This window comes from Lutispora sp., assembly GCF_041687175.1.
GTDB lineage: Bacteria > Bacillota > Clostridia > Lutisporales > Lutisporaceae > Lutispora.
On record NZ_JAWLCK010000121.1, the window covers coordinates 1 to 7,720 of the forward strand.

3 protein-coding genes are annotated in these 7,720 nt (G+C 33.4%); all 3 read right to left on the bottom strand.

Annotated elements, in window-relative coordinates:
- Positions 1 to 923: PTS transporter subunit IIC (locus ACESM9_RS13135; RefSeq protein WP_372999500.1), on the bottom strand; the 923-nt coding region annotated here is incomplete at its 3' end.
- Positions 924 to 1,431: 508 nt separating this feature from the next.
- Positions 1,432 to 1,956 (bottom strand): transcription repressor NadR, encoded by a 525-nt coding sequence (locus ACESM9_RS13140; RefSeq protein WP_372999494.1) that lies wholly within the window; start codon positions 1,954 to 1,956, stop codon positions 1,432 to 1,434.
- 8 nt (positions 1,957 to 1,964) lie between these two features.
- Positions 1,965 to 7,382 (bottom strand): diguanylate cyclase, encoded by a 5,418-nt coding sequence (locus ACESM9_RS13145; RefSeq protein WP_372999497.1) that lies wholly within the window; start codon positions 7,380 to 7,382, stop codon positions 1,965 to 1,967.
- Positions 7,383 to 7,720 lie beyond the last annotated feature (338 nt).

Sequence of the window (7,720 nt, forward strand, 5' to 3'; positions counted from 1 at the left end):
ATGAGGGTAAGTATGGCAGGAAGTATTATATGAAGCAATAGAATCTTAATCAATATCATTCCGCTGCTCTCTACACCTGACATGGCAGCAAAAGTTCCGAATTGTCCCACAAGACCGCTGGTTCCCATTCCTGCACCCTCCGGTACATTTTCCATTTTAAATATTGTGGTTGATAAAGGCCCTAGTATGGCGCTGGCTAATGTTGGAGGAACCCATATAAGAGGATTTTTGATTATATTAGGTACCTGAAGCATGGATGTTCCTATTCCTTGAGCAATAAGGCCTCCCATCTTGTTTTCCCTATAGCTTGCTACTGCGAATCCTACCATCTGAGCGGAACAACCTACTGTTGCCGCTCCGCCTGCCAATCCACTAAGTCCTAAAGCTATAGCCAAAGCTGCACTGCTTATAGGTAGAGTCAACACCATGCCCATGATAACAGAGACCAGTATTCCCATTGGTATAGGATTCATTACTGTGGCAGTATTAATAATAGCACCTAAAGCAGACATTACCGCAGACACTACAGGTGATATATACTTCCCTACGATTCCACCTATTATTATAACAGTAGATGGAACCAACACTATATCCACTTTGGTTTTACCTGCTATTAATTTTCCTGCTTCAACACCAGCAAGAGCAGCTATAAAGGCCCCCATAGGTTCTCCTACAGTAATGCCATATTGATTTGTTGCCGCATTCAAAAACACAGTGCCTGCACCAAAAGCACCTGTAACTGCTGATGAAAACACAACTAAAGCAGGAGCTTTACTGCCATATGCTACTGCAATACCTATGGCTGGTCCCATAAGAAATTTCGCTACTCTACCTAAGTCCACAAGTATACCTATTCCAAGAATTTTTCCAATCTGATCAAGTATAAGTCCAACTATCAAAGATGAAAAAAGCCCTAAAGCCATGGACCCCAATGTATCTATAAGATATTTTTTTAATGAAAAGTTTTTCACATTTCTTCCTCCTTAATGTATTTACAGCTGTCATGTCACCCTTTCAAAAAATATAACAGATTATCTTCTAATAATCAAGTATCTAAATTTGTCCAACTTTCGATAACCTGTATATTAAAGTTTTCTTTTTGTAAAAACAGATTATCTTCTAATAATCAAGTATCTAAATTTGTCCAACTTTCGATAACCTGTATATTAAAGTTTTCTTTTTGTAAAAACAGATTATCTTCTAATAATCAAGTACCCAAATTCGTCCAACTTTCGATAATATGTTCATATAAGTTTTCTTTCCATAAAAATAGATTATCTGCTAATATTCAAGTACCCAAATTCGTCCAACTTTCGATAATCTGTTCATATAAGTTTTCTTTTTATAAAAACAGATTATCTTCTAATATTCAAGTACCTAAATTTGTACAAGTTTCGATAATCTGCTTATTAAAGTATCCAAATTGTCCGATTACTCACTATTGTTGTTTATTAAATACCCATGTTTTTCTAAATCATTGATAATATGATTGTAAGATGTTTCATCAGGTACTTCTATAGTGTGTAAATGTACTCCTCCGGTTAGCATTGACAGGGGTTTTGTATCAGAATCCTCATAATGCTTCATAAAACTATCTATATCAAGCCTTGATTCCAGCATAAGCATTGCTTTTATCTCACCATAAAGAGAGTGTTCTACAGTAACATCAATGACCTTCCCACCGTTGTCAACTATTATTTCTAACTCTTTTCTCATACCCTTTTTGTCATGACAGCAAGCAATAACCTTGCTCATCCTACTAATTCCATCCTTTATCAGCAAGTAACCCTGTGGAGTTGCAATTATGTTTAGTCCTTTTGCTCTCAATATTGCTATGTCTTGGACTATAACCTGCCTGCTAACTCCAGTTTTCTTAGACAGGTCTGTTCCTGTTATAGGAGCAGACCTGTCACTCAATATGCTGAGTATTTCTTCTCTTCTCTCATCAGCCAACATAAAATCACCTATTTCTTATCTATGCAAAACATAGGGGTAATTATCTCACAAAGCCTGGTAATAAAATTATAAATGTTTGCATCAAACTCTTTATTTCTTAGTTCTACGGATAGATAGAGCACCGCATAAATTTTATCTCCGTATATGAAAGGTACTACCATTTTGGACTGCCAATTAGGCAAGCCAGTAACCGGGTCCATAGGAGCATTTCCTGTCCAATCAATAAAATACCCTCCACTCATTGATTCAATAGCATTTTGCAAAGCTTGATCATTATAAGATATATTATCTACATTCTTCTTAGTAATATTTTTTCTTAATATCTCTTTTACAATCTTTTTATTATCATCCAATATGAATATATATCCTATATCTGCTTCTGATATTTCTATTGCTTTGAACAGGAATTCATCCAATCTCTCTTCCAAAGTTACATTATATTTTCTCTGCAATTCCAGAATTTCTATCATGGTTTCAACATTTCTTTGGTCCTCAACCATGTTTCCTGATATTATGCCGGCCAGCTTATCCACTCTTTTTACAGTCCTTATCATATTTATGTCGAATACTGTTGTCCTGTTCCTGCCGTTTTCTTTGGAATGATAAAGAGCCTGATCCGCCTTGTCTATCAAATCTCTCATCCAGGAGCTATGAATGGGGTATGTTGCTATTCCCAAGCTTATTGTAACGGGATTATGATATCCTAAAAGCTTAGCTTTTTCTACTCTCTGCCTTATTTTCTCTCCCAGACTATAGGCACCATCAGAACCTGTCCTGGGAAGGAGTATTATAAATTCCTCTCCTCCATACCTGGCGCAGATATCACTCTTTCTCACACTATCCATAACAATTTCTGCTACTTTTTGAAGTACTTCATCTCCCCTTTGATGGCCAAAGCGATCATTCACCTGCTTAAATTTATCTATGTCCATCATAATCAAGGAGAACTCCCCTTCAATTGTAGAATTTAAATAAATCTCATTTTGAAGCACTAATTCAAAATACTTACGAGTATAGAGATTCGTTAGCTTATCTACGCCGGAAATCTTCTTCAGATTATAATTGTCTATTAGCAAATGTAAAATCTTAGATATTGCTTCACATAATTTCCATGTCTCTTGTGTAAAGTTATTTATTATAGTATCCGTATCTAAATAGATATATCCACTGATTTTGTTTGTTTCTTTATGTTTTCTCCTGTCTTCAAATAAATTCTGCCCATGGTTGGACCAAGCTACAGGTATGCAAAACACTGCACAGATATCTTTAGGTATAATGCTGTCTTTGGTCTTGTTCTTATAATCAAATACATCGGTAATGATTATACTATCATTTTTTTGTCTTGCCTGCTCCATTATATACTTATAGAAAGCAGTGTTTTCGCTATTAATCTGAGCTGATAGCATTTTTATATCGTTTTCTTCATCAATAACAGCCAAAAATGCATTTTTTGCCTGGGTCAATTCCATAAGCATCTTTATAAAAATGTCAATATTATCTTCCGTGTTCTGACCCAAGTTGTTAATTCTAGCAAGAAAATCTAACCAGAATCCTCCTATTATACCTTTGTCGAAATCAACATTCTTTTTTATAAAGCTAATGTTGTCTTTCTGAACTATATCCTTAAACTTTTTATAATCAAAGTACTCTGCCATCCTTTTCTTCATATCCTTAATCTCTCCATCTAATAGTGAAGAACCGTGTAGTACATTTTTACCGGTAATTTTCTGGGCAATGCTCAGCATGCCTTCTTTAACAGTATATCTTTTATGAGAAAGCAAGAATTTTACCTTATGCTCATCTGGCACTCCTTCAACAAGCATCCTTAATGCATTCATGGAGGTAATAAAATTTTTTAAGGCTTCATGGTATTGGCCTTGATTATACAACTCCCACCCTAAAGACTTATACAACTTCCATTTTATCTCATTGCTTTCTATGGTTTTATCTGAACTAGCCATAGTTCTAAGTTTATGTTTTCCTTCATCTTCCACACATGCAATAGCCGAGAGATACTCATGCTGGATCTCCAGATGTTTAGTGCTGATATTTGATGAGTACTTCTCCGATAAACTAAGAAACATATTTGCTTCCTCGATCCTGCCTTCCTCTATCAACAGCTCAGCAAAGCTATGGCAGGCTCGTCTTCCAAGCTTGTACTTCCTATTATCGAAAAGTTCCTTTGTAAAATCCATAAAACTCTCAAAATCCAAATCTCTATAAAGTTGTGCTTTACACAACCTAATAATACAGAAAGCCTCAGGGTCTGCTTCTGCACCCCAACTTATACACATATCAACAGATTTTTGTGCATAATCTATAGCCTTTTCAAAATAACCTATATTGTAATTAAACATAGCCTTATATATATAATAGTATTGTATTGCTTCACCCAAATCCTTAGATTCGTTTATTATGGTTTGTGCTTTATCCATACATTTTAGCGATTTTTTATAATTTTCCAGCTCCATATTTACTAAGGATTGATTCATATATATCATGGTTTCTAGGTATTTGTTATGAATTTTATCTATGATTTCTAAAGCTTTATTGTAGTACTCCAGGCTCTCACTAAACTTGTCCTTTTCCCTATACATTTCTGCCAGGTTATTATAACTATAAGACATAAAAGACAGATTATTAGTCCTTTGACATATATACAGATTCTTCTCAAAGTATTCTGTAGCTTTTTCTATATCATAATAATAATTGCTGTAAATAATACCAATAGCATTTATGGCAGGTATAAGTCCCTCATATTCTTCCAAGCTATCAAGGATTTCAACGCTTTCCTCTAAATATCTTAATGCTTCATCAAAACGTCCTATTTTCGCAAGTACTCTGCCATATATGCTTTTAAACATAACCCGATAATATTTTTGATTTTCATCAAGGTCATTAAGAACCTTTTCAATAATTTTTATTTGAGAATTATATTTGCGTCTGTATATCATAAGCTCACTCAGAGCCAATATCAAATCAAGCATTCCTTTTTTATAGCCTATTCTTTTTATAATTCTTTTAGCCATAGCTGAATGCTTCAGACAGGACTTCACATTGTTCAAACTATAGAACAATCTCACCATCTTGATATGAGAATCAGCCAGGAGTATAGCATCCTCATTTTTCTCAGCATTATGCTGAGCAGAGCTATAATACTCTAAGCACTTGTCCAGCTCATTTATTTTATAATATAAGTCTCCCAGCTTAAGGCATATTTCTATTTTCTTAGCACAAATATTATTATCAGAGAAATATCCATAACCTTCCTCTAAAAATTGTATAGCTTGTTTAATCAGACCTTTTTTTGCTGCTTTTTCAGCTGATATAATAAGATAATCTACTGCCTCATCACATCTGCCGCTCTTTGTCATATGGTATATGAGCTCATCCTTATTCTCTCTATTTTCTTTAGAGAACTTATCTTCTAATATTCTGGAAGCTTTATCATGATACTGATATCTTGTTAATTCATCCAAGCCTAAATAGGTGTTTTTCTTAAGAGTCATTGAATTAAAATCAACAGAAATACCCCAATCATCCATCTTTTTTGAAAGAATATTAGCTGAAATCAAACTTTCCACAAGCAGAGATATTTCCTCAAACTTCATATCCATCATATTTTCAAGTACATCAAGGGAAACTGCAGAACCAAATATGGATATTATATCCAAAATTTTTCTTTTTAAGGGTTCAAGTTTATTGATTTTATTTTGTAGCATTTCATCAGCACTTATATCCAAATTCAGCTTTGACATATCCACATTGTCAAAAACCCAATTTCCCTTATCGTTTACAAATATATACTTGTCCACATAAAGAGAATACATAGTCTCATAAACCATATAAGGATTTCCGTCAGTCTCCTTATATATTTGAGCAATAAAATCAATAGGAACATCCTCTATCCCTAATAGTATTCTTATCAAATCTGCGGTCTCATGAATATTAAGATTAGACAGTTTTATTTCTGAGACGCTATCGTTGCCAGCCAATTGCCTTATGTGATTTGTTATTTCTTCTTTCATGACATCATTGTCAAAAGATATTACATAAAATAGTTTGCTCCTACCCTGATTTCTAGCGATATAATAGAAAACATCTTTAGAAGCTTCGTCAGTGTATTCAAATCCCTTTATCATAAATACAAAAGGTTGCCTTAAAGATGCTTCAAGTATGAAATTTCCCAATCTGTACACAAGTTTATGCTTTTCCTTTTCCTCATCTTCTGCAAAAAAAGGTATAACAATATCATTTTGTATGATTTCAGGTATTATATAAGATAAGCCATCTTTATATTTTTCTATAAGCTCTTTGCTTACATACTTTACCAGCCTTTTTATAATCTCAGTGATAACATAATACTTTTGATAAGAGATCTGCTTAAGTCTTAAATATATGACATCCTCATCCTCTTGGAATATCCTGTTTTCAAGTGCATATAAAAAGGCCCCTTTGCCTGTACCGGGACTTCCTGTTACCACTACAGTTTTCAATTCACTGTTTTCAATAAAGCTTTTATGTATACATTCGGTTATATATCTCATATAATTTTCTCTTGCTACAAGGCTTGTAGGGTACAAGGGAAAGGTTTCAATATATTTTTTATCTACAATATTAAGCTGCTTATTAAAGCTTTTATTTATATCATAGATAACTTCATCCACTGATTTATATCTATCTATCATATCTATAGCAGTACATTTTTCAACTATCTTCACAATTTTGCCTAGTTTTGATTGAGGTTCATACAGAACCTTGTCTACCCGATCTTTAAAAATCAAACCTTCCACAGGTGCATCTATAAAAATATGAAAAAGAATGACACCCAGCATATATACATCGCTTTGTTTTGTATACTTTGAGAATTGGATGACTTCTGGAGCTTTAAAGTATATATTATCGTCATCAATCAATAAGTTTTCATGTACTGGTTTCTTATATGGTAAAGCAGCTACTTTTACTTGAACTTTATCGCTATCATTTTCCACTACATGCAGTCTGTTGCTATTAATATTGCAAAAGAGCATTCCTCTAAGATGAATATACTTAAAAGCAGCACATAGCTGCCTTGTTATTTCCAAAAGCTGATCAAAATTTTTGCCTTTAACATAGCTAAAAAGGTTTACACTATTATAGTGTTCGTATGTATAATAAAATTTATTTGATACAATGGGTCTAGCATTGATAACTCTTATTCTATTGAAATAATTAAACTCAGTAATGTTGGGGTGGATAATATTCTGATAGTCGTAATAGTTTGCTTTCATATACTCAATAAAATCTTTGGTTTCAGGAATGCAATCAATAACTCTAAGTCTTTTGAGCATATTATCCTTATATAGGTCTTTAACAATATACTCACAACCATACTTGTCCTCTTTTAATAATTCAACAGTTTTGTATTGACTATTAATAAAGTCCATTATAATTCCCCCAAAGATTCTACAATTAGATAAAAGTGATTGTACTTATTTTTCATTTTAGCACAAGTATCAAGTTATTTCCATATTTCAAATATAAAAAAAATTCCAAAAATATACTTTAACTAGTCTCTAGTCCCTAGTTGCTAGTCTCTGGTTTCGGGTATTCCTTCTGGGTCTTTTGTTAGAACACTAATTTACACGGCGGGATTTTTTATTTTTGAAACCACTAAAGGACGCTAAAAGCGCCCATATGAGATATGTGCTTTAGATATAAGAGCTCGCTTTGATAACCTAAAGGTCACAGGTAGTTCTATAGCTTGATCTCACAAAATATCTTC

Coding starts and splice junctions, on each gene's coding strand:
- ACESM9_RS13140 (WP_372999494.1), bottom strand. CDS start 1,956: ATGTTGGCTGATGAGAGAAGAGAAGAAATACTCAGCATATTGAGTGAC.
- ACESM9_RS13145 (WP_372999497.1), bottom strand. CDS start 7,382: ATGGACTTTATTAATAGTCAATACAAAACTGTTGAATTATTAAAAGAG.